This window comes from Rudaea sp. (assembly GCF_047601565.1).
Taxonomy (GTDB): Bacteria; Pseudomonadota; Gammaproteobacteria; order Xanthomonadales; family Rhodanobacteraceae; genus Rudaea.
The window spans coordinates 1,617,213-1,642,880 of the sequence record NZ_JASGIY010000001.1; the positions used below are offsets into that span (position 1 = coordinate 1,617,213).

Consider the following 25,668-nt stretch of genomic DNA (forward strand, 5'->3'; position numbering starts at 1 on the left):
TTCCCGCGTGCTCTTGGCGGGAATCCGGCGACTTTGCTTTTTGCAGTCGGTAAAAAGAGCGAAAGGCACTGGATTCCCGCTTTCGCGGGAATGACGAGCAGAAAGAATTCTTCGCCGTACCCGTTTCCAGGAATCGCACCATGGCCACCACCGAAGTCAAAGTCCCCGATATCGGCGACTACAGCAACGTTCCCGTCATCGAAATCCTCGTCAAGGTCGGCGACACGGTGACGAAGGACCAGGGCCTCGTTACGCTCGAATCGGACAAGGCGACGATGGAGGTGCCCTCGTCGGTCGCCGGCGTGGTCAAGGAAATCAAGGTCAAGCTCGGCGACGAAATCTCCGAGGGCAGTGTCGTCGCGATTATCGACGGCGCGGGCGCCGCGCCGGCGAAGGCGGAAGCGCCGAAAGCCGCGCCCGCCCCGGCACCTGCGGCCGCCGCTCCTGCCGCTGCACCAGCACCGAAAGCCGCCGGCGCCTCAGGCCGCAAGGCCGACGTCGAATGCCAGGTTGTCGTGCTCGGTTCGGGTCCGGGCGGCTATACCGCGGCGTTCCGCAGCGCCGATCTCGGCATGAACACGGTGCTGATCGAGCGCTACGCGACGCTCGGTGGCGTCTGCCTCAACGTCGGCTGCATTCCGTCGAAGGCGCTGCTGCACGCGGCCAAGGTGATCGACGAAGCGAGCCATGCGGGCGAGATCGGCATCGACTTCGGTGCGCCTAAGATCGACATCGACAAGCTGCGCGGCTTCAAGAACAAGGTCGTCGCGCAATTGACCGGCGGCCTCGCCGGCATGGCCAAGCAGCGCAAGGTCACGGTCGTGCAGGGCACGGGCAAGTTCGTGTCGCCGAACGAGATCGAGGTCGAAGGCAAGGACGGCAAGAAGCTCGTGCATTTCGAGAAATGCATCATCGCCGCCGGTTCGCAGGCGGTGAAGCTGCCGGGCTTCCCGTGGGACGATCCGCGCATGATGGATTCGACCGACGCGCTGCTACTGCAGGACGTGCCGAAGAAACTGCTCGTCGTCGGCGGCGGCATCATCGGCCTCGAAATGGCCTGTGTCTACGACGCGCTCGGCGCGCAGGTGACCGTGGTCGAGCTGATGGACCAACTGATGCCCGGCGCCGACCCCGACTTGGTCAAGCCGCTCGCGGCGCGCCTGTCGAAGCGCTACGCCGGCATCCATCTCAAGGTGAAGGTTGCGAAGATCGAGGCGACCAAGGAAGGCTTGAAGGCGACGTTCGAGGGTGAGAAGGCGCCCGAACCGCAGATCTACGACCGCGTGCTCGTCGCGATCGGCCGTTCGCCGAACGGCAAGAAGATCGATGCCGACAAGGCCGGCGTCGCCGTGACTGACCGCGGCTTCATTCCAGTTGACAAGCAGATGCGCACCAATGTGCCGCACATCTTCGCAATCGGCGACCTCGTCGGCCAGCCGATGCTCGCGCACAAGGCGACGCACGAAGGCAAGGTCGCCGCCGAAGTCTGCGCGGGGCAGAAGAGCGAGTTCGTCGCGCGCGTAATCCCGAGCGTGGCCTACACCGATCCCGAAGTGGCCTGGGTCGGCGTCACCGAGACCGAGGCGAAGGCCAGGGGCATCAAGGTCGGCGTCGGCAAGTTCCCGTGGGCGGCCTCGGGCCGCGCGATCGGCATCGCGCGCACCGAAGGCTTCACCAAGCTGATCTTCGACGAAGCCACGCACAAGATCATCGGTGCCGGCATCGTCGGCGTGAACGCGGGCGACCTGATCTGCGAGCTCGGCCTTGCGATCGAGATGGGCTGCGAAGCCGCCGACATCGGCCTCACCGTGCATCCGCACCCGACGCTCGGCGAATCGATCGGCATGGCGGCGGAGGTGTACGAAGGCACGATCACCGACTTGTACATTCCGAAGAAGAAATAGTCGTGCGCAAGGCATTTGCTATTGCCTTGCTTGTTATTGCGCCGATCATGCGAGTGCAGGCGTGCTCATGCCCTACGGACTCGATCGAAGAAGCATTCGACAGTGCGCCGATTGTTTTCATTGCGCATATCACGAGCATTCGATATCGCGAACCGCCGGAGAACTCATCCAAATTTGAAGACTACGCGGCACAACGAGCGAAATTCACCGTAATTGAGGCGCTGAAAGGCGATCCCAAGCTCGTCTCTGAGCTGGCTGCGGGGTATGGCGGTGGTGATTGCGGTGTGCCATTGATTGTCGGTTTCGATTACATGGTTCTAGTTGATCCTCACGGATACATAAACTATTGCTCTGGTTTTTTCGGTCCGCACTACGGTTGGAACAATACGTCATGGCAAAGCGAACAACGCCAAGCATTGACGGCGTTTACGCAGTCGGTCCGCGATCACTACAAGACGAAAGCAAAAATCTCGCGCCCGCCGTCGGCGGATCTGCGAATGGAAGATTCTTCCACTCTTTGGTTTGTTCCTGACGTTGTGAAGGAGGCGCTGAAAGGAAGCAAAGCTGGCGACAAAGGGTGCCTTGGTGGCTCGGGTAACAAAAAGTAGCGCTGAGCTATTTGAACTTTTTATTTGCCGCTTCTTCTTCGTCAGTAGAACGCGACGTCTCGCCCGGCAGAATCTCCCGCGCCACTTCGTAGTGCCGCACCAGCGGCTCCATCTGCAGCAGATACTGTTCGTCTTCGGGATAGTAGACGGCCTTCTCGGGATTCTCGCCGGCGAATTCGTGCACGGCGCCGATCGAATCCCATAGCGAGACCAGCATGAACTCGCAGTGCTCGCCCTGGATGCGGCGCAGCACGGTGACGCCGCGGTTGCCGGGCGTCTTCGCGTAGTCGGCGAGGCCGGTGCGGTCGAGATAGGCGAGGTAGTCGTCGGCTTTTTCCTTGAGCGTGATTCCGCGCCAGATGCGAGCGATCATGTCGACTCCGCGCCGTTGCCTTCGATGGCGTGCAGCATAGCGCAGGCGATATCGCGGCTTGCGAAATTTGCGTTGCGCGAATCCCGTGAGCGCGGGTACCGCGCCTCCTGCTTCTTGTGTTCCGCCTCGGCGAGACGGTTGAACTGGCGCTTGCGCTGCAGCCACAGTTCGTCGTGTTCGGCATCGCGTTCGAGCGCGACGTCCGGAACATGCTGGAACGGGATGCGCATCGGCGCCGCGCCGAGCGCGGCCTGCATCGCGCCGAAGTAGAGCGTGTTGTTGCCGAACTTGTAGTTGATCCGGTCGATCACGCCGTTGAGCGCGCGCGTGCGTTTCTCGTCGGTGAACAGCGAGCCGTTGCTTTCCGCGCGCCGCTGCAGGCGATGCAGGGTGACGCCGACGGCGAGCGGCGCCGGCTTGTCGCCGCGCAGCGGCAGGCGGTGCGTATGGCGGTCGCGCCGGGCGAGGGCGGACTCGAGCTGGCGCAGGAAGCCGCGGCTGTCGTCGGTCGCCTCGAAACGGACATCCGCCGCCCACGCGTCGGCGCCGACGTGCTTGATGCGCACGCTCAGCGCCGCGGCGACGTAGCCTTCGTGGCGCAGACGCATTGCCGCCTTCGCGAGCAGCTTGACGAGCACGGCGCGCGCACCGGCGGCACTGCGCAGTTCGGGGCCGAGCACGTGCGAGTGGCCGATGCTCGCGCGCTGCGGGTCGCGGTGCGGCTGCCAGACGCCGCGCAGCGCATCGTGGAAACGTTCGCCTTCGATGCCGCCCCAGATCTCGCGCAGCGTCGGCTTGTCCGCCGCGCACAGCCGCTCGACGCTGTCGATGCCGCATGCTCGCAGGCGTTCGCCCATGTTCGCGCCGATGCCGCAGAGATCGTTCAGATCGAAGCGGTACAGGGCGTGCGGCAGGTCGGACGGACCGAGCACGACGAGGCCGTCCTCCTTGTCCATGTCGGAGGCGGTCTTGGCGAGAAAATGGTTCGGCGCGATGCCGATCGAGCAGCGCAGCCAGTCGCCGACGTCGCACACCGCGGCCTTGATCTGCCGCGCGATCTTCACCGCATTGCCGCGTTCGCGCTCGCGGCCGATCAGCTCGCAGGCGACTTCGTCGATGGACGGCGGTTTGCCGCTGATCGGGATGCAATCCCCGATCGCGGCGATGAGTTTGTTGTGATAGCCGATGTAGAGCGAGGGCTGCGCCGGCACGAGCGCGATCTGCGGGCACAGTTTGCGCGCCTCGCGCACGAGCGTGCCGGTCTTCACGCCGTGTTTCTTGGCCTCGGCGCTCGCGGCGATGCAACAGGTGGTTTCCGCCATGACCGGCACGACGCCGACCGGGCGGCCGCGCAGCGCCGCGTCCGCCTGCTGCTCGACCGAGGCGAAATAGGAATTGAAATCGACGAACAGGCTGCGCAGGGTCATGACGCTTCATCGGGAAATGCGGTCGAGGACGACCGCGTGCGGCTTCGGCGACTGCCGACGACCGCGACGACGCTAGACTACGCCCATCTCAATCGCGGAGACAGGCTTGTCGTCCTATCTGGTTTTCGGCGCGAGCGGCGCGGTCGGCGAGTTCCTGTTGCCGCGGCTCGCCGCACGTGGCGGCCACATTCTGGCGGTAAGCAGGGCGGCATCGGCGCGGGGGCGTGGAGCGACGAGCGTCGAATGGTTACGCGGCGATCTGTTCGGCGAAGTTCCGCCGTTGCCGCCGGTCGACGTCGTGTTGAGTCTGGGTCCGCTCGACGCGTTCGCGGCGTGGCATGCGCGCACGGCGCCCGCGCGGCGCGTGATCGCGCTCGGTTCGATGAGCGCGCAGAGCAAGCGCGATTCGGTCGACGCGGCCGAGCGCGAGCTGAGTGAACGCCTGCGCGGCGCCGAGGCGTTGCTGATGCGGTCCGCGCATGAGCGCGGCGCCGATTGCACGATTTTCCGTCCGACCCTGATCTACGGCAGTGGCCGCGACCGCAGCCTCGCCCCGATTGCGCGCTTCGCCCGGCGCTGGCGCGTGTTGCCGGTGCCGCGCGGCGCGAGCGGATTGCGCCAGCCCGTGCATGCGGCCGATCTCGCCGCGGCCTGCCTTGCCGCGATCGGCAACGAATCCACATTTGGAAAAGTATACGAACTCGGCGGCGGCGAGCGCTTGCGCTTCGATGCGATGCTCGCGCGCATCGCCGCCGGCCCCCCGCGCATCGCGCTGGCGTTGCCGGTGCCGCTGGCGCTCGTGCGCGCCGGCGCTGGGCTTTTCCGCGTCGGTGCCGGTGCGCTCGCGCGGCTCGACTCGCCGCTGGTCGCCGACAATGCCGCCGCGGTGCGCGATTTCGGTTACGCGCCGCGCGCATTCTGCGCCGCGGATGTGCTCGGTTCCGCGAATTCGTCGATTCCCGGTTGACTGCGGAACCGGCGCGGCACAAGATCGCGGCAAACGAAGGGGAGATGTCGCACCGATCCGACCCGAGCCCGTTCCGCAAGCGGAACCGCAGCCGCGCTTGCGCCTGTGCGCCGACACTTGTGGTGTTGCGATGCAGCGAGCCCGGTCGGCGAGTTGCCGGCATAATTCTCGAAACAAGCGTTTGAATTCCCTTTACCTACCAGCATGCCGCTTCGCGCGGAGGAGAACACCATGCGCAGACTGAAGCTCAGCTCCCTGATCCTGCCGGCCCTGTTGTTGACGGCGCTCGTCGGCCGCGGCGCGCACGCCTACGACTACACCGCGCCGGTGCCGTTGCGCACGGTCGCGAGTTTCGACCCGACCGCGGGCACGGTGCCGTTTCCGACCGACCTGTTGCGCCAGGGTTCCACGGACCTCACCCTCAACATCCCGGTCGCGTCCGGCACATCCGCCGCGCAGGCCGCGGTGTACGACGCGCTCAACTCGCTCGACGGCTTCAGCACGACTGCGCCGTGGAGCACGGGTTTCGGCGGCGCGCTGACCGCGAGCAGTGTCGTCGGCGGCAGCAGCGTCCACCTGTTCGAAGTGCAGACCGATTCGTCCACGGGCGCCGTGCTCGGCGTCGTGCGCGAGTTGGCCTCGCCGGCGGAATACGTCGCCGCGCTCGCATCGAACGCGACCACCGGCGCGACGCTCGCGATCGTGCCGACCAAGCCGCTCAAGCAACTGACCTCGTACATGGCCGTGCTGACCAGCGGCATCACCGACGCGAGCGGCGCGCCGGTGCGCACCTCGCTGATCTACGCCTTCGCCAAGAGCACGAGTCCGTTGTGCGCCAGCGGCAAATCCACGCTGCGTGCGCTCAGCGACGCGAACGCCTGCGCGCTCGAGCCGCTGCGCCAGTTGACCAACCTGCAGGAAGCGGCGGCGAAGACCGCCGGCGTCGATGCGTCGAGCATCGTGCTGTCGTGGACCGCGACGACACAAGCGACGACGGTGACGATGCAGAACATCGCCGGCCTCGTCGACGCGGCGCCGGACCAGAACATCGCCGTCGTGCCAACCGGCAAGACGCTGGCCGACCTGATTCCGGGCCAGCCCCCGATCGCCGACATCTACGTCGGCGCGTTGACCGTGCCGTATTACCTCTCCGCGCCGAGCGCGAGCAATCCGGTCGCGCCGTTGACCAACTACTGGACCGCGCCGGCGTGCGGCGAGGTGGCTTCCTGCGCGGCACTGGGCCTGGATTCCGCCTCGACCAACGTCACCGCGGCCAACCCCTTGCCGGTGGCGACCTCGAACCAGACCGTGCCGGTCATCATGAGCGTGCCGAACGCGAACTCGGGCAAGACCAAGCCCGCCGCAGGCTGGCCGGTCGTGATTTTCCAGCACGGGATCACGCGCAATCGCACGGATATGCTTGCGGTTGTCGGTGCATTGGCCAGTCAGGGCTTTGCCGTGATTGCGATGGATTTGCCGCTGCACGGCCTCGATCCGAGCAGCCCGTTCCACGGCAACCAATTACTCGCAGGCACGCCCGCGGCCGGCCTCGTCACCGGCGAGCGCACGTTCGACCTGCCGCAGATCGACACGAGCACCGGCACCGTCTACACGGGCACGGTCGCCTCGTCCGGTTCGTATTTCATCAACCTGAGCAGCCTGCGCACCTCGCGCGACAACCTGCGCCAGGGCGTCTCCGACCTGCTCGAACTGCGCAGCGCGATTCCCTACGTCGCCGGCCTCGACGGCACGGCGCTGTTCGATCCCGCGCGCGTCGGCTTCATGGGGCAGTCGCTCGGCAGCATCGAGGGCACGACGTTCATGTCGCTGGCCGCGACGCCGAACACGGCCGTGCAGAACGCCGTGCTCAACGTGCCGGGCGGCGGCATCACCAATCTGCTCGTCGGCTCGCCGACGTTCGGCCCGGTCATCCTCGGCGGCCTTGCCGCCGCGGGCATCGAGCCCGGCACGGCGGCCTTCAACACCTTCACGGTCGCCACGCAAAGCGTGATCGACTCGGGCGATCCGATCAACTATGCCGGCGACGCCGGCACCGGCGCCGTGCTCGCGGCGAAAAACCTGCTCGCGCAGGTCGTGGTCGGCGGCAGCGCGCCGCTGGCGGGCGATGCGACTGCCGCGAGTTACTACGATGCGAGCGGCAACTGGCTGCCCGATCAGGTCATCCCGAACACGGTCACCGGCTCGCCGCTGTCGGGCGGCCTGCCGATCGTCTCGCTGCTCGGCCTCGCGCAGATCAGTTCGACCACGCAGTCGGCCACGGGCATCCACAATTCGGTGCAGTTCGTCAGCGGCACGCACGGCTCGGTGCTCGACCCGACGCCGTCGCCGCAGGCCACGGTCGAAATGCAGACCGAGGCGGTGAGCTTCTTCGCCACCAACGGCGCGGCGGTGCAGATCACCAACAGCGCGGTCGTCAAGCAATAAACCCGGAACCCTTCAGGACATCTCGCCATGATCAAAATCAAACAGCACCCGCGAATCGTTCCGGCCCTGACTGCGCTGATCTTCGCGATCGCCGCGGCGGTGGTCAGCCAGGGCGCCTACGCCAGTGCGTTCCAGCTCACCGAGAACTCCGCGCAAGGCCTCGGCCGCGCACAGGCCGGCGGACCCGCCGCGCCGGGCGACTGCTCGGCCGTGGTCAACAACCCGGCTGCGATGAGCGACTTCAAGACCGATTGCCTTGCTGGCATCGTCTCCGCGATCAACTTCAGCGCCAAGTTCTACGGCGGCGGCGAGGACGCGTTCGGCCAGCCGTTGACCGGCGGCAACGGCGGCGATGGCGGCGACACGATTCCGGTGCCGTCGGCGTACTTCATCCATCCGGTCACCGAACGTCTCGTGCTCGGCATCGGCCTGTCCGCACCGTTCGGTTTCCAGACCGAATACGACGATCGCTGGGTCGGCCGCTACCAGGGCGTGAAGACCAAGCTGCAGTCGCCCGCGCTGACCTTCGCCGCCTCGCTGAAGCTGTCCGACGAACTCTCCGTCGGCATGAGCGTCTTCGCGCAGCGCACTTCGGCCACGCTCGTCCAGGACATCGACCTCGGCACCGTGCTCGCGCAGTACGGCGTGCTCTGCGGCGAAACGAATTTCCCCGCTCAGCAGTGCGACGGCCAGGGCGGCCTGAAGGGACACAACCTGAGCTACGGCGCCGGCTTCGGCGTGCTGTGGAAGCCGACGCCGGACGACCGCATCGGCTTCAACTACCGCTCGAACGTCGATCACGACATCAAGGGCCAGGGCACGTTCCTCATCCCCTCGAACCTGCTGCCGTATCTCGGCGGCGCGTTCGTCGCTACGGGCGGCCACGCCGACATCAACACGCCGTGGTACGCCAGCCTCGGCTGGTGGCACACCTTCAACGACCGTTTCAGCGCCGGCATCAACGTCGCCTACACGAACTGGTCGAGTTTCAAGGGCCTGACCATCGTCTACGACAACCCCGTGCAGCCGACCACGTACCAGGATTTCAGCTACAAGGACACGTGGTTCACTTCGATCGGCGCCGACTACAAGCTCGACGATCGTTGGACCCTGCGCGGCGGCCTCGCCTACGACCAGACGCCGACGAGCGACGCCACGCGCGATCCGAAAGTGCCCGACAACTCGCGCCTGTGGGTTTCGATCGGCGCCGGCTACCAGTTCAGCGACAATCTGCGCATCGACGCCGCGTTCGTCCACCTGTTCGTCAACGATGCCAAGGTCAACGACACCTCGCTGTTCGAGAGCACGTTGACCGGCGCGTTCAAAGTGACTGGCAACGTCCTCTCGGTCGGCGGCCAGTACACGTTCTGAGCACCACGGGCGCGTGGACGCGTGAAAACGGGAAAGCCGGCGATTCGCCGGCTTCGAATCGGGAAGTGCAGGCAAGATGCCTGCTTTTTGATTCTCGCGATCAGGGATGATCGCATCAGTAACCTATGCCGAGACGTCGCATCAGCTTCGCGGCGATCCACGCCGGCCCGATCAAGAGATACGCCAGATCGGTGAGGAACGACGGTTTTCGCCCCTCGATCTTGTGGCCGACGAATTGGCCGATCCAGGCGATGACGAACACGGCGATCGCCAGCCACATCAGCCGCGACGGCCCGAGCGTGCGGTACAGCGCTTCGCTGACGAGCCCGAACGCGACGAACACCGCGAGCATCGCGAACGCGAGCGGCCGCGACAGGCGCAGGTAGAACGCGAACGCGAGCACCATCGCCGCGGCGGCCCATAGCCCGGCGCGGCCCACCATTACTGGCACCGGCACGACCCAGAGCAACGCGATCACGGTCCACAGGATCGCCGGCACGCAGATCCAGTGGATCGTGATGTTGGTCGGGTGGCGATGGTCTTCGCTGTAATTGCCGAGCCAGCGGTCGACCTCGCGGCGCGCATCGCCGGCGGCGTGGAAAGCGGCTTCGTTCATGACGGTCCTCGCAGGCACGTTTCGCCGCACCAGCATAGCGCGCGCGGCTCGAGGCGCAAGGGCCGACGCAGCACGCCGGGACGGCCCGCGCGGTCATGCCATCGTCGAACGCCACAGGTGCAGCACCGCGTAGGCGCGGTACGGGCGCCACGCCTGCGACATGGCTTCGAGCGTGCGCGCCGGCACCGGCTCGTCGCCGCGCGCGACGGCCTTGCGCAGGACGACGTCGCCGGCCGGAAACGCGTCGGCATACGCGGCGGCGCGCATGGCGAGATAATGCGCCGTCCATTCGCCGATGCCGGGCAGCGCGGTCCACAGGCGCACGAACTCGGCTAGCGGGCGATCGGCGCGGAAATCGGCGCGGCCGTCACGCACCGCCGCGGCGATCGCGTGCAGCGTGGCGATGCGCGCGCCGGTGATGCCGAGGCCGCCGAGGTCCGCTCCGGCGAGCGTTTCGGGTGTTGGGAACAAATATACCTTTCCACTTTGCATCGTCTCGACTTCACGGCCGAACCTGCGCACGACGCGCTCGGTCAGCGTGCGTGCCGCGGCGACCGTGACCTGCTGGCCGAGCACGGCGCGGATCGCGATCTCGAAACCGTCCCAGCCGCCGGGCAGGCGCTGGCCCGGATGGCGCGCGACGCAGGCTTGCAGATGCCGGCGCCGGCCGAGATGCGCATTGACCGCGGCGATGTCGACGTCGAGGTCGAACATGCGCCGCACGCGCGCGGCGATGTCGGGGAAGCGCGCCGTGTCGGCGAAATCGATGCGCAGCTCGAGCGCATGTCCGCGCGTTGCGTGCGTGACGACGAATTCGCCGACCTTGCCGTCCAGCGTGAAGACGCGCCGATAGCTGTCGGCGTCGACGCGCTCGACGCCCGCGATCGCGCGCTTGGCGAAGAAGCCGAGCAGGTCGGCGAAGTCGTGGGGCGGCCGGTATTCGAGGCGGATCGTTTCGCTCACGCCTCAGAACCCGTAACGCAGGAAACCGCCGTCGACCGCGATGCACTCGCCGGTGATGTACGAAGCCGCGGGCAGGCACAGGAACGCGATCGCGGCGGCGACTTCCTCGGGTTCGCCGACGCGGCCCATCGGCGTGCGTTCGAGCACTTCGTCGAGATAGTCCTCGTCGGCGAGCTTGACTGCGGTGCGCTGGGTGCGGATGTACCATGGCGCCACGGCATTGACGCGGATGCCGTCCTCGGCCCATTCGCAGGCGAGGTTTTTCGTCAACTGCGCGAGCGCGGCCTTGGTCATGCCGTAGGGCGAGCCGGTGCGCACGTGGGTCAGTCCGGACACCGAACTGACATTGACGATCGCTGCGTTGCCGTGCTCGGCAAGCTGCGCGTGCGCGAGGCGGCTCATCTCGAACGCGCTCATCACGTTCGTCTCGATCAGGCCGCGCACCTCGTCTTCCGTGTAGTCGAGCGTCGGCTTGCTCGCGTTGCCGCCGGCGTTGTTGACGAGGATCGACAGCGGCAGTTCGAGGTCGGCAAGCCAGTCGAACACTTCGAGCCGCTGCTCCGCATCGGCGACGTCGGCGGCGAAGCAGACGAAGTCGTTGTTCGGGAATTCCTCGGCCAGTTCCGCGCGCACCGATTCGAGATGCGTCTCGTCGCGCGCGACCATGAGCACGTCGGCGCCGAGCAGGGCGAGTTCGCGCGCGGTGGCAAGGCCGATGCCGCGACTCGCACCTGTGATCAGCGCGATCTGTCCGTCCAGGCGCCAGCGCGCCGCATTCGTCGTCATGGCTGTCTCCTCCGGCAGAGCGTGATTGCCTTGCCTGTACACGCAGGGCGCTACGGCGCAAACTTTAGCGACAGCTCCCGGAGTTCGCCATGCGCTTCGCCATGTTATCGATTCTCACCCTCGCTGTGCTCTGCGTTTCTTGCTCGCGCGACACGCCGCCGCCCGCATCCACGGCGCAGACACAGCCGGCCGAAAGGCAGAAGACGGTGATCGACGCCCAGCTCAAGGCGCTCGACAAGGCGAAGGCCGTTCAGGACACGGTCGACCAGCAGAAGAAGGACATGGACAAGAAGCTGGAAGACGCGGGCGGTTGATATTGCCTGTGGCGTCTTTGATCCGCCTCGGCGGGTTACGTTTTCTTCGCCGCTGAAGAGAAAGAAACTCGCGCGCGGAAAGACGAAGGGACGCGGTCGGCGGAATCAAAAACGGGGGCACGAAGTCGCGCCCCACGATCATTTGATCTCGCAGAAACAGTAGGCGAACACGCCGACCCTGTTCGCGTCGAGCGAGCGCAGCAGTTTGAGCGGGCCCTGCACATCGGGCCGGGCGAGCAGCGTACGCAGCGATTCGGGGACGAGGCTCTGCGCGAAACTCGTCGAGGCGTCGTTCGACAGGCCGACGACGAATCGTTCCCACGTCGACAGCGGCTTCTCCACGTAGCGCACCTGGTAGTTCTCGCCGAGCTTGGCCGCCTGCGCGGCGGCGAGGGTCGCCTCGCGCAGACCGCCGAGCTGGTCGACGAGGCCGCGTTCCTTCGCCTGCGCGCCGCTCCACACGCGCCCGCGTGCGATCGCATCGATTTCCTCGGGCTTCTTCTTGCGCGCCGCGGCCACCTTGGTGATGAAATTCTGGTAGCCCTTGTCGATGATGCTCTGGATGATCTCGCCGACCTTCGGATCGAGCGCGCGGCGCGGGTCGAGCGCGCCCGCGAGCCAGGTCGTGCCGATGCCGTCGGTATGCACGTTGATCTTTGCCAGCGTCTTCGGGAAGTCCATGAACAGGCCGAAGATGCCGATCGAGCCGGTGATCGTGGTCGGTTCAGCGAAGATCTGGTCGCCGTTCATCGAGATCCAGTAGCCGCCCGAGGCGGCGACGTCGCCCATCGAGACGATGACCGGCTTACCGGCGGCGCGGGTCAGTTCGATCTCGCGGCGGATCAGCTCGGAGGCGAACGCGCTGCCGCCGGGCGAATCGACGCGCAGCACGACGGCCTTGACGTTCTTGCTCTCGCGCGCCTGGCGCACGAGCTTGGCGGTCGATTCGCCGCCGACGGTGCCGGCGGCCTGGTCGCCGTCGAGGATTTCGCCCTGCGCGACGACGACGCCGACCTGCGGGCGCGTGTCGATCGGGGTTTCGTGCTGCAGCAGCGCGACGTAGTCCTCGAAGTCGATCTTGCGGTAGCTGTTTTCCTCCTTGATGCCTTTCTCGATCAGCAGCGCCTCGGCCTCGTCGCGGGTGGCGAGCTTGTCGACGAGGTGGCCGTCGAGCGCGAGCCGGGCGAGATCGCCGTTGGCGGCCTTGATCGAGGTCGGATAGTTCTCGATCTGCGCGGTGAGGGCTTTCGGGTCGAGCCTGCGCGCCGCGCCGATTTCCTTGAGGTAGTCGTTCCACACGCCGTTCATCCAGTACAGGTCGGCCTCCTTGGACTCGGGCGAGGCATCGTTGCGGATGTACGGCTCGGCGTAGGACTTGTACTCGCCGACGCGGAACAGGTGCACGTCGACGCCGAGCCAGTCGAGCGCGTCCTTGTAGTAGGTGCGGTAGCGGCCGAGGCCTTCGAGCATCAGGTCGCCGTCGGGGTGCAGCAGCACCTGGTTCGCATGCGCGGCGAGCAAATACTGGCCCTGGCTCATCGAATTCGACACGGCGACGACTTCCTTTCCTGCGGCCTTGAAGCGCTCGATCGCGGAACCGATCTCGTGCAGCGTGGACATGCCGGCGGAAGCGATTTCGTCGGGCTCGATGACGAGGCGCTCGATGCGCTTGTCGCTCGCGGCAGCATCGATCGCGCGGATGATGTCGCGCAGCTGCACTTCCTTGTTCTTTTCCCCCGCCACGGCGGCGAACGCACGTTGCGCGGGATCGGAGCTGTACTGTTCGACGATGCTGCCTTTCGGGTCGAGCACCAGCGCGGTGCGCTCCTGCAGCGTGATCGTGCCGCCGCCGGCACGCCACGCGAGGAGAACGCCGAGCAGCAGGACGAGCGCGATCACGCCGAACACGAGCCGACGCACGAAATTGAACAGGCCCCAGGCCCAGACGAACAAGGTGACGAATACGCCGCGGCTTTTCTCCGCCATGACTTGAGTCTTCCTCGAAAATGTCGAAAGTGATCCGTTGCGCAGATTAACCGAACCGGCGTGCGCCGGCATACCGCCTTAAGTCACGCCTCGCGCGCGCGGCTCGCGCGCAGAAAGCGCAGGGTCAGCAGCAGCGCAACTGCATTTGTTCGTTCAACGGTCATGAGTCCGATCCAATTCCAGTCAGGCATGTCGATAATCGAGTTCGTCGCGCAGCCCGGCAACCCAACTCAAGTGTCGCAGCAGCTTGCACTGCATCCGTTGGTTGGGGAATTCCCTTCTGAAACTGGATGCGATTCATGGACATGGCTGTCTCCATCTCCCATGGCGATGGGAGCAGTCTGTGCCCGGTGGGTCTCATCCATTGCGACGGGCTGAGCAATGGCGCTAATCAGCTTCTCAACCCCGCACGTAGGGCAGGCGTTCGTTAAAGAAACGTTGTTGTTTCTCATAAGGTGAACGCATGAATTGAAATGTGTAGGAAATTTCCTACATGACGATACATTTTTTCCTTCATGCCGGAGATTTATACCGCGCTACGCTTAGGCGGTCGCGTAAGCATTGATCTTCCTGATTATCCATGACCCTCAGCCATCAAAAAATTGCTGACCGCGCGCAATCGCGGTGCTGGACAAGGCTTGCACAGGGTCATCACGTGCAGCAGCCGTGGCAACATCTCGGCCAGGTATCGGCGCGCGTATTTGTTCTGCTGGATCGCATGGTAGCGTCCGCTGATCGCGCGCTTGACGTTTCCGAGCACCATGTTGGCCCAACGCGCACCGGCCACTTCGGTCGCCTCGCGCCTGCCCCCGGTCACCAGCACCGTGTGCGCATGAGGGTCTGTCAATTTAACTGTGTGACTGCGGTTATGGATCATACGTTGACGGGCACGCGCTCTTCGCCGAACAGGATCTGGAACACCTGCAAGGCCGGCTTGCAGTGATGCACCGCACGCCAGCGTTTACTCGCTTCGCGGATCGCCAGGTACAGCGACTTCAGCGCCGACTCGTCGTTCGGGAAAATGCGGCGGTTGCGCGTGTACTTGCGCATCGTCATGTTCATCGATTCGATCGCGTTGGTGGTATAGGTAATCTTGCGAATCTCCGGCGGAAATTGGAAGAATGGCACCACGTTCGCCCACGCGTTGCGCCACACGCGCACGGCGGCGCGGTACTTGCCGCCCCAGTCGGCTTCGAACGCATCCAACTCGTGCGCTGCGTCCTCGATGCTCGCCGAGGTGTAGATGCGCTTGAGCGCATTCGCCACCGGCTTCATGTCCTTGGCCGCCACGTAGCGCATCGAGGCGCGCACCAGATGCACGATGCACTGCTGCGTCAGGGTCTGCGGAAAATGCGCCGTGACCGCTTCGGGCAAGCCGCTCAACCCGTCCATGCACGCCACATAGATGTCCTTGACGCCGCGCGTCTTCATCTCGCTCAACACGCCCGACCAGAACTTCGCGCCCTCGTTCTCGGCCAGCCACACGCCCAGCACTTCTTTCTCGCCACGCAGGTTCAGCCCCAGCACGATGTGCGCGGACTTGTTCACGACCTGCTTGCCCGCTCGCACCTTCAGCACCAAGCCATCCAGCCACAGCACCGGATAGATCGCTTCCAGCGGACGCGCCTGCCAGGCGCGTACTTCCTCCAGCACACCGTCGGTGACCTGCGCGATCATGTCGTGCGAGATCTCCACATCGTACAAATCCTTGACCGCGCCCTCGATGTCGCGCGTGCTCATGCCGCGCGCGTACAGCGCCAGTATCTTGTCCTCGAAATCCCCCAGCCGCGTCTGCCGCTTCTTCACCAGCTGCGGCTCGAACCTCGCCTCACGGTCGCGCGGCGTCTGTATGCGCACTTCGCCGAACGTCCCTTTGACCGTCTTGCTCGTGCTGCCGTTGCGGCTGTTCGTCCGCCTGCCGCTCGGCGCCTTGTCGTGCCGCGCGTAGCCCACGTGCGCGTCCAACTCCGCCGACAAGCTCCGATTGATCACCCGTTGCAGCATCTGCGCGTACAGCGCCGCCACGTCCTGCGGCGTCTTGCAATCCGCCGTCAGTCCGTCCAGCATCGCTTCATCCAGCTTCATCGTCATCTCTCTGCTCCTCGCGGCTTCGCCGCATTCTCGCTCAAGAAGCAGTTACACAGTTCAGATTACAGACTCAACAGTTTGAGTTTACGGAGGAGAAATCCTCCGTTTTTTACAGTTAAACATTCTGATGCCATCTTATTGACCACAGATATACAAATGAAAAAATTGTGTGATAAATATGACGACAAAAATTTTCGTTTCATATATATTTTTTACATTAATTCTTTTTGCTAAAGTGGATGGTGCCGATTTGAAGTGCGATGCACGTATCAATAATTTTATTCTCCCCACTTCTTCCGTATCCATCGGGGCTTTGGGTGAAATCCGGAGCCTGTATGAAGCCGATCAAATGGATCGAAAAGCCCTTGAAAATTTCATATCGTTAGAGACGAACTTCAAAAGCAACAAAGGAGGCGATGGTTTTGACTTAGGAGAGAAGCAGAATTATGACTTCCTCGGCGCGAATGGGCAGGAAGATATAATTCAAAAGGTCCAGAAGAATGATCAAGACAGGGAATATGTTATCTTGGGATTGCTGGCGAAGGAAAGGATTCGCAGCCCAGAAGAACTATATTTCGCTGCCTACATATTGCAGCACGCACAGTGTAATGAATTAATCAAAGATGCAAATCGACTCGCTGAATTGGCTGTCCGCCTTGGCAGTGAGCCGGCAAAGTGGCTATATGCGGCGAGCCTGGATCGATATCTGTTGGGTCTAGGGCAACCACAAAAATATGGAACTCAGTTTACTTTACAGAACGGTCGGAAGGTTTTGAGGCCGGTGGATCCCGGCACCACCGACGCAGATAGGGCGAAATATAACGTGCCACCGCTGTCTAAGTCTTCAGAAGGAGTGGCCCGCAGGCAAGAATGATGAAATCAAAAATGCTTTAATAAGGTCAAGTCAAGCTAGGCGCGCCCGGCTCGCGCGCAGAAAGCGCAGGGTCAGCAACACCGCGGCCGCAGTCAGGCCGGCGACGAGCCCCATCCACATGCCTCGCGCGCCGTAGCCGCAGCGGAAGGCAAGCCAGTAACCGACCGGCATGCCGATCGCCCAGTAGGCGAGGCCGGTGATGATCATCGGCATCGTCGTGTCCTTGAGCCCGCGCAGCGCACCGCCCGCAGTGACTTGGATGCCGTCGGAGAACTGGAACACCGCGGCGAGCACCAGCAACCGTGCGGCGAGTGCGGCCACAGCGGCGTCGTCCGTGTAGAGATGCGCGATCGCCCGCGGGAATACCGCCATCGCGGTCGAGGCGACGAACTGCGTGCCCAGCGACAGCGCCATTCCGGCCAGTCCCGCCGCGCGCACGCCGCGCGCGTCGCCGCGGCCGACCGCGTTGCCGACGCGCACGGTCGTCGCCATCGCGAGGCCCAGAGGCACCATGAACGTGACCGAAGCGACGTTGATCGCGACCTGATGGCTGGCCACCGTGACCGCGCCGAGCGAGGCGATCAGCAGCGCCGTGCAGACGAACAGGCCCGCTTCCATCAGCAGGGCCACGCCCATCGGCACGCCCAGGCGCAGCAGCGCGCCGATCTCGCGCCAGCGCGGCGCCTCGAAACGCGCGAACGGCGCGATGTCGCGATAGTTGCGGCGGCGGTGCAGATACAGCGCGAACGCGCCGACTTCGATCCAGAGCACGAGCGCCGTCGCCGCGCCCGAACCTTGCGCTCCGTGCGGAGCGAAGCCGAGCTTGCCGTACATCAGCGTGTAGCCGATCGGCGCGAGTACGAAAAGGCCGAGCAGGCCGAAGTACATCGTCGGCCGCGTCAGTGACAGACCTTCGGACAAACCGCGCATCGCGAAATACACGGTCAGCGCCGGCGCACCCCAGGCGACCGCATGCAGGAACTTCGTCGTGTCTTCGACGATGCCCGGATCGACGCCGAAGCCGCCGAGCAGCTGCGGCCCGACGAACCGCACGAACAGCAGCAGGCCGAGGCCGAGCAGCAGCGCCAGCCACAGTGCCTGGCGGAACAGCGGCCCGATCTCGGCGCGGCGCCCGGCGCCGGCGAGCTGGGCCACGCTCGGCGGCACCGACATCATCACGCCAATGCCGCTGACGATGGCGAGCGTCCACACGCCCGCGCCGACCGCGACCGCGGCCAGCGTGTGCGCGTCGTAGTGGCCGGCGAGCATCGTGTCGACCACGTTCATGCCGATCGCCGAAAGCTGGCCGGCGATCAGTGGCAGGGCGAGCACGAGCGTGTCGCGCAGCTCGCGCCCGAACGATGCCGGTGCGGCGTCGGCGGCGGAAGAGGGGGGCATGCGGGGAGTTTGCGAAAAACGGCGATGCAGTGTAGCCGAAGCGACGACGATGGCGCTGTGCGATGCGTTCCCTCAACGCGCACCGGCATTCCGCGCTAGCATTGCGCACGATGAACACGCCCGCCGCTGACGAAACACCGCCCGTTCCGCTGCCGCCCGTGCCGCTGATGCCGCCCGCCGGCGCGCCTTGTGACGCGGAATTCGCGGCAGAGTCCGAAGGCATCGACGCCGCACCCGCGCAGGCGCTCTGCGCGAACTGCGGCACGTCGTTGCTCGGTCCGCACTGCTACGTCTGCGGTCAGCCGGTCAAGGGCATGGTGCGGCACCTGTCGAGCATCCTCGCCGACGTCGCCGACACCATCCTCAACATCGACTCGCGCATCTTCCGCACGATCGTGCCGCTGTATTTCCGACCGGGATATCTCACGAACGAATACTTCGAGGGCCGGCGCGTGCGCTACGTCACGCCGTTCCGGCTGTATTTCTTCTTCAGCATCCTCGCGTTTTTCCTGATGCAGTTTGCGATCGACGACGCCAATTTCGGCAATGGCGCGCAGGAAGACGCGGTCGATGCGATCGGCAAGGCGACCACCGTGGAAGATGTCGCCAAGCAGCGCGACGCGGCGCTGGCCGCATTGCAGAAGGCGGCCTCGGCCACGCCGGCTGCCGCCGACAAGGGCATCGACAAGGCGACGAAACAGATCCAGAAGAAAGCCGACAAGCGCATCGAATATCTGAAAAAGGCCGAGGAGGCGAAGGCCAAGGGCGCGCCCGTGCCGCCCGATCCGGACAGCGACGACCTCAATCTCCAGATCGCCGGCAAGAGCTGGAATCCGCAGGCGAATCCCGTGCATCTGGGCGGCCCGAAGTTCCTCGACGACAAGTTGAACCAGATGCTTGTGCGCGCGCGCGAGAACATGGGCAAGCTCGGCAAGGACCCCAAGCCGCTTTTCATCGGCGCGATCAGCGTGCTGCCGCAGGTGCTGTTCGTGCTGATGCCGCTGTTCGCGCTGCTGCTGAAGATTTTCTACATCTTCAAGCGGCGGCTGTACATGGAACACTTCATCGTCGCGCTGCACAGCCACGCCTTCATCTTCCAGTCGCTGTTCCTGCTCGTGCTTGCCGGCATGGCGAAAATCCAGGCGCAAAAGTCGGCCGCCTGGCTCGTGCCGCCGTTGAATCTCGCGTTGTTCCTGATGGGCTGGTGGCTGCCGATCTACCTGTTCCTCATGCAGAAAAAAGTATACAAACAGGGCTGGGTCATGACGACGTTGAAGTACGGGCTGATCGGCACCTGCTACACGGTGCTGATCGCGTTCTGTGCCGTGGCCGCGTTTCTCGTCAGCCTCGCGACCGTATAGCTGCGATCATCCGTGATCGCCAGAATCACGAAGCGGCCATCCTTGGCCGCACTTCTCAATAACATCTTTCAATTTTGTTTTGTGATCTGGAAATCGGGTTTGAGTTCGCCGCTGCGCACCGCGGCACTGACGTCGACGAAGGCGCCGTCGCGGTAATCGAGGAAAATCGCGTCGCCCGGCAGCGCCGTGCGCATGTCCTCGCCCATCGTGAAGTACAGCGCCTGCACGTTGCCGATCGTCAGCGTCGGGAACGGCGTGCCGGCGATCGCGAGCGGATGCAGCGGGCGCGCGTCGTCGGTCTGTACGCTCGCGCGGCGCACGAAGTAGGTCCAGGCCGGCTGCTCGGTGCTGACGAGGCAGTGGGCCAGGCGCTCGGGATCGGTGGCGAGGCCTTTGGCGATCGCATCGCTGTAGCCGGCGAAGCCCCACAGCGACGCAGTATGTAAAAAGTATACTTGGCAGGCGTGCGCGGGTAGGGCGGCGCGGTCCAACGCCGCCTCGGCGCTGGCGAACGCTGCAGCTTGCCGGTTCGTGCCGTCCGCATAATCGCGTGCGATGCGCTGCGACAGCGGTGCGAGCGCGGCCACGGCCAGCGCGATGCCGAGCGCGCAGAGCCCCAGCGCGCTCGCCGAACGCGCGCGCGGCGCCGCCGTGATCGCCGCGAGCAGACAGACCAGCCCGGAGAGGGTGAGATGGAAAAACCGCGAGGGCACGATCAGGTTGAAGAAGAACCCGTCCGCGCCGATGCCGGCGGCGAGATGTTTGGCGGCGACCGGCGCCTGCACCAGGCCCGGCAGCAGGGCCAGCACGAGCAGCGCCGCCGCCACGTGCAGGCGCGGACGCGAATCCGGCGCGGCGCGGCGCGCCTGCAGCGCGGCGACGATCCACAGCACCGTGGCGGATGCCACGCAGACGATGGTCCAGCGTGGCGCGCGCGGGTCGGCAAACAGATAGACGGCGCCGGCACGCAGCCAGTTGCGCGATCCGGTCGCGAACGCGGCCAGCGCCGGCAAGCGCACGGAACCGTCGCCGACCGGCACGCTCAGCATCGCGTGCCGGTACGCGAGCCAGGCCAGCGTCAATGCGACGATTGCGCCGAGGGCGGTCGCGCGCCGCTTCGCCTCGGGCTGTGCGCGCGGCGCCAGCGCGATCGCCGCGAATGCCGCAATCGCGCCGACGATGCCGAGTTCCTTGCCGAGGAACGCCAGCAGCAAGGCGCCGAGCAGGCCGAGCAGCGTGGCCGTGCGCGGCCGCTCGACGTACGCCAGGGCGGCGTTGAGCGCGAGCAGCGAGAACAGCATGGCGAGCAGGTCGAAGCGGTCGGACAACCACAGCGCCGTGCCGACTGCGAGCGGATGCACGGCGTACAGAGCGGCCCATGCCGCGTTCAGCGGTGCATCGCGATGCAGGCGTTGCAGCAAAGTATACAAGGCCGCGACGCAACCCAGGTGCAGGGCAAGGTTGAGCGCGTACTGCGGCCACGCCGCATCGGCCGCGGCCGCGGCGACGAACCACCACAGCAGCACGCCGAGCGGGCGGAAATAAGCGTAGTCGGGAAAATGGTTGTGCACGAACAGCAGCCACGGTTCGTGCAGCAGGCGCACGAAGGCGAGGAAGGCGAAATCGTCCTGCGCGAAAAAGGCGTGCAGCGCGGGCGCGTAGCACCACGCACCGAGCGCGAGCGCGGTGAGCAGGCCGGCGATGCGCCAGCGCCGCGGCAGGGTGAACGCGGAAGTGGGAGCCGAAGCAACGCCGTGCATGCGCAACGGGGGTTCGTGGACGACGCGCGACTATAGCCGCATCATGCGGCGCGTGTGAAACGCGCGCCGATCAGGGCTGGCCGGTTTGCAACGCCTGGCTGCGCTGCTCCGGCGACATCGCCAGCATCTGGCGGCGATAGCCGTCGCGCCGGTCCTCGGGCAGGGCGCGCCATGCCTTGGCGAACGCCTGGCGCTGTTCGGGCGTGAAATCGTCGAACATCCCGCGCGTCGCGCGGCGTTCGGTTGCCGGCACGCTCTGCATTACCTCGCGCATGATGCCGACGTGCCCGGCCACGCCGGCGCCGGCGAGGAAGGCGCTGCGCTCGGCTGGGCTCATGCGTTCGAAGCGCTCGCGCAACTGCGCGCGCTCGGCTTCGGGCAACGCGTCGAAGCGCTTGAACGCGTGGAGCATGCGCGCCTGCTGCTCGGGCGGCAACTGGCGGAATTGCCGATAGCGTTCCTGCAGCTTGGTGCGCTGCGCGGGCGTCAGGCTGGCCCATTTCTGCACGCGCCGGCCGAACTGCTCGCGCTGCGCTTGGGTCAGCTTCGGCCAGCGCTGCGCGGTCCCGGCCAGATGCTGCTGTACGTCGGGTGCGAGTTCGTCCCAGATTTCACGCACGGGAGCGAGCACATCGCGCTGTGGCTCGCTCAAGCCGATCCAGGGCAGGGGGGTTTCCGCCTCGGCCTCCGGCACGGCCGGCGCTTGCTGCGCGGCCGGGAGTCGGGCGCTCGCCAGCAGCGCCGCGGCGGCGGCGGCGAAGATCAGCGGGCGAATCGCGTTCATCCGCCGTCGTCCGCATCCTGCGCGTCGAGCCAGGCGTAGAAATCGAGGTTCTGATAGAACTCGGGCGAGGCGTCGTCGGCATCGGTGTCGGCGACGGTCGTCGCGGCGGGAATCATCGCGGGGCCGGCCGTTTGCGCATGGCGATGCGGTTGCCACGCCGCGACGGCGAGCAGCAGCGCGCAGGCGCTGGCGAGGCCGGTCGGCAGCAGCCACGGATGCGCGGCGCGCGGGCGGCGGCCGTCGAGCGCCGCCTGCCGCGCACGGTTGAGGCGCGAGAGCGTGGCCGCGTCTAGGTCGCGCGCCGATTCGTCGAGCAGCGCGCCGGCCTGTTCGACCCAGATGGGCCGGTCGGTCTGGCGATGCTTGTCTTTCATCGATGATCCTCCAGCATGCGCCGCAACGCGACGAGTGCGCGCGAGGTATGCGTTTTCACGCTGCCTTCGCTGCACTGCATGACCTGCGCGGTCGTCGCCACGTCGAAACCTTCCCACATGCGCAGCAGGAATGCCTGGCGCTGGCGCAATGGTAGCGCTTTCAGCGCCACGTCCAGCGCCTTGCCGGCTTCGCTGCCGGCGAGGCGCATCAGCGGACCCGGGTCCTGCAGATCCTGCGCCTGTTCGACCGGATCGGGCGCGTCGTCGTCGCCGGACTTGCGGTCGAACACCGCGAGCCAGCGGCTGCGCACCGTGCGGCGGCGATGGAAATCGTTGAGACGGCTGTCGAGCACGCGGTGGAACAGCGGTGCCCATTCGGCCTGCGGCTTGGCGGCGTAGTTCCTCACGAACGCGCACATCGCGTCCTGCACGAGGTCGAGCGCGTCGTCGCGATTGCCGCTGGCCAGTTCCGCCATGCGCAGCGCACGTCGCTCGACGCCGCGCAGGAACGTGTCGAGTGCGCGCTGGTTCGTACTGGCCGCGTCCACGCGTCGGACGGATTCCGGATGGGGGCCTGCCATTGTGCCAGCGATTTGGGTCATGATCCGGGCCGGATGTCGTGGTGCGCAGGAAACAACGTTCCGGCGCGCGGATGGTTGACCGCGAGGCAGGTTTCATGCCTGCGCAGCGCCTGTCTGTACACAAGCACAAGCCGGTGGCGGCAGCGGCCGGGCCGGCATAGTCCGGGCGCTCGATGACAGTCGAAAAACATGAACAACTCTTTGATTGCAATGAAATATTTCAAATTGGTTAAAGATTGGCCAAGGCGAGCGCGGGCGCGCTACCATGCGCCTTGCACGGCTTGGTTCACCCCCTCTTCCACAGACTTATCCACATGCGCTGTGGATAAGCGAAAAAGCTCAATCCGGGCGGTGACTTGGCGGTAAAAGTTCAGGCTTCCGTCACGACCTTCTCGCAACCGATGAAAGCTGGCAGAAAACGGTGTTCCCACGCGCGCGGGAGGGCGGCATGCCGGCCGTGTTGCAGGTAGCGATCGCGGTGCCGCTGGCGCAGGACTTCGACTATCTGCCGCCGGCTGGAATCGATGCCGCCGCGATCGCGCCCGGCGCGCGCCTCGCCGTGCCGTTCGCCGGCAGGACGCGCGTCGGCATCGTCGTCGGCCACGCCGAGGGCAGCGCGGTCGATACGCGCAAGCTCAAGCGCGCGCTGCGCGTGCTCGAGGAGACGCCGCCGGTTCCGGCGGAACTGTCGGCGACGCTGGCTTGGGCCGCGCGCTATTACCAGCATCCGCTCGGCGAAGTGTTCGAAACGGCGTTGCCGGCCGGGCTGCGCACGGTCAAGCCGATTTCAGCCGCGCCGGGCACGCGCGCGCTGCGACGCGTCGAACGTTCCGCGGCAGAAAATCTTCCGCGCGCCGGTTCGCGCGCGGCGACGTTGTTCGATCTGCTGGCTGCCGGGCCGCTCGCCTTCGCCGAACTCGACGAACGTCTGCCCGGCTGGCGCAGCGCGGCGGCAAACCTGCGTCGGCGCGGACTTGTCGAAACGACGCAACTGGCGCTGCGCGCACTGCCGCGCATCCCCATCGCGGGGCCACCGCTGAGCGCGGAACAGGCCGCGGCCGTTGCCGACATCGCCGCGCAGTTCGGCCGTTTCGCGCCGACCCTGCTCGAAGGCATCACCGGCAGCGGCAAGACCGAGGTCTATCTCGCCCTGATCGAGCAGGCGCTCGCGCAGGGGCGGCAAGCGCTCGTGCTCGTGCCCGAGATCGGGCTCGCGCCGCAGACCGTACGCCGCTTCCGCGAACGCCTCGCCGCGCGCGTGGAAGTGATGCATTCGGGTTTGAGCGAGGGCGCGCGCGCGCGCGCCTGGCTGGCGTGCGCGCGCGGCGAGGTCGACGTCGTCATCGGCACGCGTTCGGCCGTGTTCGCGCCGCTGACCCGCGCGGGCTTGATCGTCGTCGATGAAGAGCACGACGCCTCGTACAAACAACAGGAGGGTTGGCGCTACTCGGCGCGCGACTTCGCCCTCGTGCGCGGACGCGCGCTCGAGGTGCCGGTCGTGCTCGGCACGGCGACGCCGTCGCTGGAAACGCTGGCCAATGTCGCGGCCGGCCGCTATCGAAAATTGCATCTTTCCGCGCGCCCGGGCGCCGCGCGCCTGCCGCAGTACCGCCTCGTCGATCTGCGCGGCAAGCCGCTGCAGCACGGCCTCGCCGACGAGACGATCTTCGCGCTGCGCGCCTGCCTCGGCCGCGGCGAACAGGCGCTCGTGTTCCGCAACCGCCGCGGTTACGCGCCGGTGCTGACCTGCCGCGAGTGCGGCTGGCACGCGGCCTGCGCGCGCTGCGACAAGCCGCTGACCTGGCACCGCGGTGCGGCGCGGCTGCGCTGCCACCACTGCGGTGCCGAGCAGCGCGTGCCGTCCGCCTGTCCGCAATGCGGCAGCAGGCATCTCGCGCCGCAAGGGCTCGGCACCGAGCGCCTCGAGGAATCGCTGGCGCAGTTGTTTCCCGGGGTGCCGCTCGTGCGCATCGACCGCGAGACGACGCGGCGCAAGAACGCGTTCGACGAGCTGCTCGATTCGCTCGTGCCCGAGCGCGCCGCGCTGATCGTCGGCACGCAGATGCTGGCGAAGGGCCACGATCTGCCGAACCTCACGCTGGTCGTCATCGTCGGCGTCGACGAGGGCCTGTTCAGCGTCGATTTCCGCGCCGAGGAACGGCTGGCGCAACTCGTCGTGCAGGTCGCCGGCCGCGCCGGCCGCGCGCGCAAGCCCGGGCAGGTCTGGCTGCAAACGCATCATCCCGATCACCCGCTGCTGCGCGACGTGCTCGCGCACGGCTATGCGCCAGCGGCGCGGCGCCTGCTGCGCGAGCGGCGCGAGGCGCGCCTGCCGCCGTACGCGCATCTCGCCCTGCTGCGCGCCGACGCGCCGCAGCAGACCGAGGTCGACGAATTCCTGCTGGCGGCGACCGCACTCGCTGGGCAGCCGCAGGGCATATCGCTGCTCGGCCCGATGCCCGCGCCGATGCCGCGCCGCGCCGGATTGCAGCGCGGACAACTGTTGCTCAGCGCCGACGAACGCGCGCATCTGCATGCGTTTTTCCCTGACTGGATCGCGGGCGTGCGGGCGTCGCGCGAAGCGCGCCGCGTGCGCTGGTCGCTGGACGTGGACCCGGTCGATTTGTACTGAAAGCCGGACGCTCCGACGTTCTTTCGTGCCGTGCATCGACGCGATACGATCAATGC

21 protein-coding genes and 1 pseudogene are annotated in these 25,668 nt (G+C 66.0%); 9 read left to right on the plus strand and 13 right to left on the minus strand.

Features of this window, described 5'->3' with window-relative positions; translation table 11 throughout:
• Positions 1-140: 140 nt before the first annotated feature.
• Together lpdA and QM741_RS07000 are read left to right on the plus strand one after the other, a co-directional pair.
• Positions 141-1,904, plus strand: a complete 1,764-nt coding sequence (lpdA, locus tag QM741_RS06995) for a dihydrolipoyl dehydrogenase (protein ID WP_415207001.1) — start codon at positions 141-143, stop codon at positions 1,902-1,904.
• A gap of 2 nt (positions 1,905-1,906) precedes the next feature.
• On the plus strand, positions 1,907-2,512 hold the full coding sequence (locus QM741_RS07000) for a hypothetical protein (RefSeq protein ID WP_415207002.1): 606 nt from the start codon (positions 1,907-1,909) through the stop codon (positions 2,510-2,512).
• Between the two features lie 7 nt (positions 2,513-2,519).
• Here the strand turns inward: QM741_RS07000 and QM741_RS07005 are convergent, their stop codons facing one another.
• A complete protein-coding gene (locus QM741_RS07005) occupies positions 2,520-2,885 on the minus strand; it encodes a hypothetical protein (RefSeq protein WP_415207003.1) in 366 nt (121 codons plus the stop codon).
• The gene (locus QM741_RS07010) at positions 2,882-4,312 is read right to left on the minus strand and encodes a DNA polymerase Y family protein (protein WP_415207004.1); all 1,431 of its coding nucleotides are present in this window, start codon (positions 4,310-4,312) and stop codon (positions 2,882-2,884) included. The genes QM741_RS07005 and QM741_RS07010 overlap by 4 nt, the downstream gene beginning before the upstream one ends.
• 106 nt (positions 4,313-4,418) lie before the next feature.
• On the opposite strand from QM741_RS07010, the gene QM741_RS07015 reads away from it, so the two are divergent.
• The 3 genes from QM741_RS07015 (at position 4,419) to QM741_RS07025 (ending at position 9,095) form a co-directional block, all read left to right on the plus strand.
• Entirely contained in the window at positions 4,419-5,279 is an 861-nt protein-coding gene (locus QM741_RS07015; protein ID WP_415207005.1) for an SDR family oxidoreductase, read from the plus strand.
• Between the two features lie 231 nt (positions 5,280-5,510).
• A complete protein-coding gene (locus tag QM741_RS07020; RefSeq protein WP_415207006.1) occupies positions 5,511-7,724 on the plus strand; it encodes a hypothetical protein in 2,214 nt (737 codons plus the stop codon).
• A gap of 27 nt (positions 7,725-7,751) precedes the next feature.
• Positions 7,752-9,095, plus strand: coding sequence for an OmpP1/FadL family transporter (locus tag QM741_RS07025; protein WP_415207007.1), 1,344 nt, complete (start codon positions 7,752-7,754; stop codon positions 9,093-9,095).
• Between the two features lie 115 nt (positions 9,096-9,210).
• Here QM741_RS07025 and QM741_RS07030 read toward each other — a convergent pair whose 3' ends face one another.
• From QM741_RS07030 to QM741_RS07040, 3 genes are all read right to left on the minus strand, one after another.
• A complete protein-coding gene (locus QM741_RS07030) occupies positions 9,211-9,711 on the minus strand; it encodes a DUF962 domain-containing protein (RefSeq protein ID WP_415207008.1) in 501 nt (166 codons plus the stop codon).
• 93 nt (positions 9,712-9,804) lie between these two features.
• Positions 9,805-10,674, minus strand: a complete 870-nt coding sequence (locus tag QM741_RS07035) for an AlkA N-terminal domain-containing protein (RefSeq protein WP_415207009.1) — start codon at positions 10,672-10,674, stop codon at positions 9,805-9,807.
• Between the two features lie 3 nt (positions 10,675-10,677).
• Positions 10,678-11,460: an SDR family oxidoreductase gene (locus tag QM741_RS07040; RefSeq protein WP_415207010.1), complete on the minus strand. Its 783-nt coding sequence runs from the start codon at positions 11,458-11,460 to the stop codon at positions 10,678-10,680.
• 101 nt (positions 11,461-11,561) lie between these two features.
• Here QM741_RS07040 and QM741_RS07045 point away from each other — a divergent pair, with 101 nt between their 5' ends.
• The gene (locus QM741_RS07045) at positions 11,562-11,774 is read left to right on the plus strand and encodes a hypothetical protein (protein WP_415207011.1); all 213 of its coding nucleotides are present in this window, start codon (positions 11,562-11,564) and stop codon (positions 11,772-11,774) included.
• Between the two features lie 138 nt (positions 11,775-11,912).
• Here QM741_RS07045 and sppA read toward each other — a convergent pair whose 3' ends face one another.
• The 3 genes and pseudogenes from sppA to QM741_RS07060 all read right to left on the minus strand — a co-directional run bounded on the left by sppA (position 11,913) and on the right by QM741_RS07060 (position 15,839).
• The gene (gene sppA, locus QM741_RS07050; protein ID WP_415207012.1) at positions 11,913-13,760 is read right to left on the minus strand and encodes a signal peptide peptidase SppA; all 1,848 of its coding nucleotides are present in this window, start codon (positions 13,758-13,760) and stop codon (positions 11,913-11,915) included.
• 574 nt (positions 13,761-14,334) lie between these two features.
• Positions 14,335-14,595: pseudogene (locus QM741_RS07055) on the minus strand (transposase); the annotation flags it as partial.
• Between the two features lie 38 nt (positions 14,596-14,633).
• Positions 14,634-15,839, minus strand: coding sequence for an IS256 family transposase (locus QM741_RS07060; protein WP_415209089.1), 1,206 nt, complete (start codon positions 15,837-15,839; stop codon positions 14,634-14,636).
• Between the two features lie 187 nt (positions 15,840-16,026).
• On the opposite strand from QM741_RS07060, the gene QM741_RS07065 reads away from it, so the two are divergent.
• Positions 16,027-16,722, plus strand: coding sequence for a hypothetical protein (locus QM741_RS07065; protein ID WP_415207013.1), 696 nt, complete (start codon positions 16,027-16,029; stop codon positions 16,720-16,722).
• Positions 16,723-16,752: 30 nt separating this feature from the next.
• Here the strand turns inward: QM741_RS07065 and QM741_RS07070 are convergent, their stop codons facing one another.
• Entirely contained in the window at positions 16,753-18,120 is a 1,368-nt protein-coding gene (locus QM741_RS07070) for an MATE family efflux transporter (RefSeq protein ID WP_415207014.1), read from the minus strand.
• A gap of 110 nt (positions 18,121-18,230) precedes the next feature.
• On the opposite strand from QM741_RS07070, the gene QM741_RS07075 reads away from it, so the two are divergent.
• Positions 18,231-19,481 (plus strand): DUF3667 domain-containing protein, encoded by a 1,251-nt coding sequence (locus QM741_RS07075; protein WP_415207015.1) that lies wholly within the window; start codon positions 18,231-18,233, stop codon positions 19,479-19,481.
• Positions 19,482-19,549: 68 nt separating this feature from the next.
• Here QM741_RS07075 and QM741_RS07080 read toward each other — a convergent pair whose 3' ends face one another.
• From QM741_RS07080 to QM741_RS07095, 4 genes are all read right to left on the minus strand, one after another.
• A complete protein-coding gene (locus QM741_RS07080) occupies positions 19,550-21,241 on the minus strand; it encodes a hypothetical protein (RefSeq protein ID WP_415207016.1) in 1,692 nt (563 codons plus the stop codon).
• Between the two features lie 70 nt (positions 21,242-21,311).
• Positions 21,312-22,025 carry a DUF3106 domain-containing protein gene (locus QM741_RS07085; protein ID WP_415207017.1) on the minus strand — a complete coding sequence of 238 codons (714 nt, stop codon included), beginning with the start codon at positions 22,023-22,025 and terminating at the stop codon, positions 21,312-21,314.
• The gene (locus QM741_RS07090) at positions 22,022-22,399 is read right to left on the minus strand and encodes a hypothetical protein (protein ID WP_415207018.1); all 378 of its coding nucleotides are present in this window, start codon (positions 22,397-22,399) and stop codon (positions 22,022-22,024) included. Before QM741_RS07090 ends, QM741_RS07085 begins: the two co-directional genes overlap by 4 nt.
• Positions 22,396-22,947, minus strand: coding sequence for an RNA polymerase sigma factor (locus QM741_RS07095; protein ID WP_415207019.1), 552 nt, complete (start codon positions 22,945-22,947; stop codon positions 22,396-22,398). The genes QM741_RS07090 and QM741_RS07095 overlap by 4 nt, the downstream gene beginning before the upstream one ends.
• A gap of 481 nt (positions 22,948-23,428) precedes the next feature.
• Here QM741_RS07095 and QM741_RS07100 point away from each other — a divergent pair, with 481 nt between their 5' ends.
• Positions 23,429-25,612, plus strand: coding sequence for a primosomal protein N' (locus QM741_RS07100; RefSeq protein WP_415207020.1), 2,184 nt, complete (start codon positions 23,429-23,431; stop codon positions 25,610-25,612).
• Positions 25,613-25,668 lie beyond the last annotated feature (56 nt).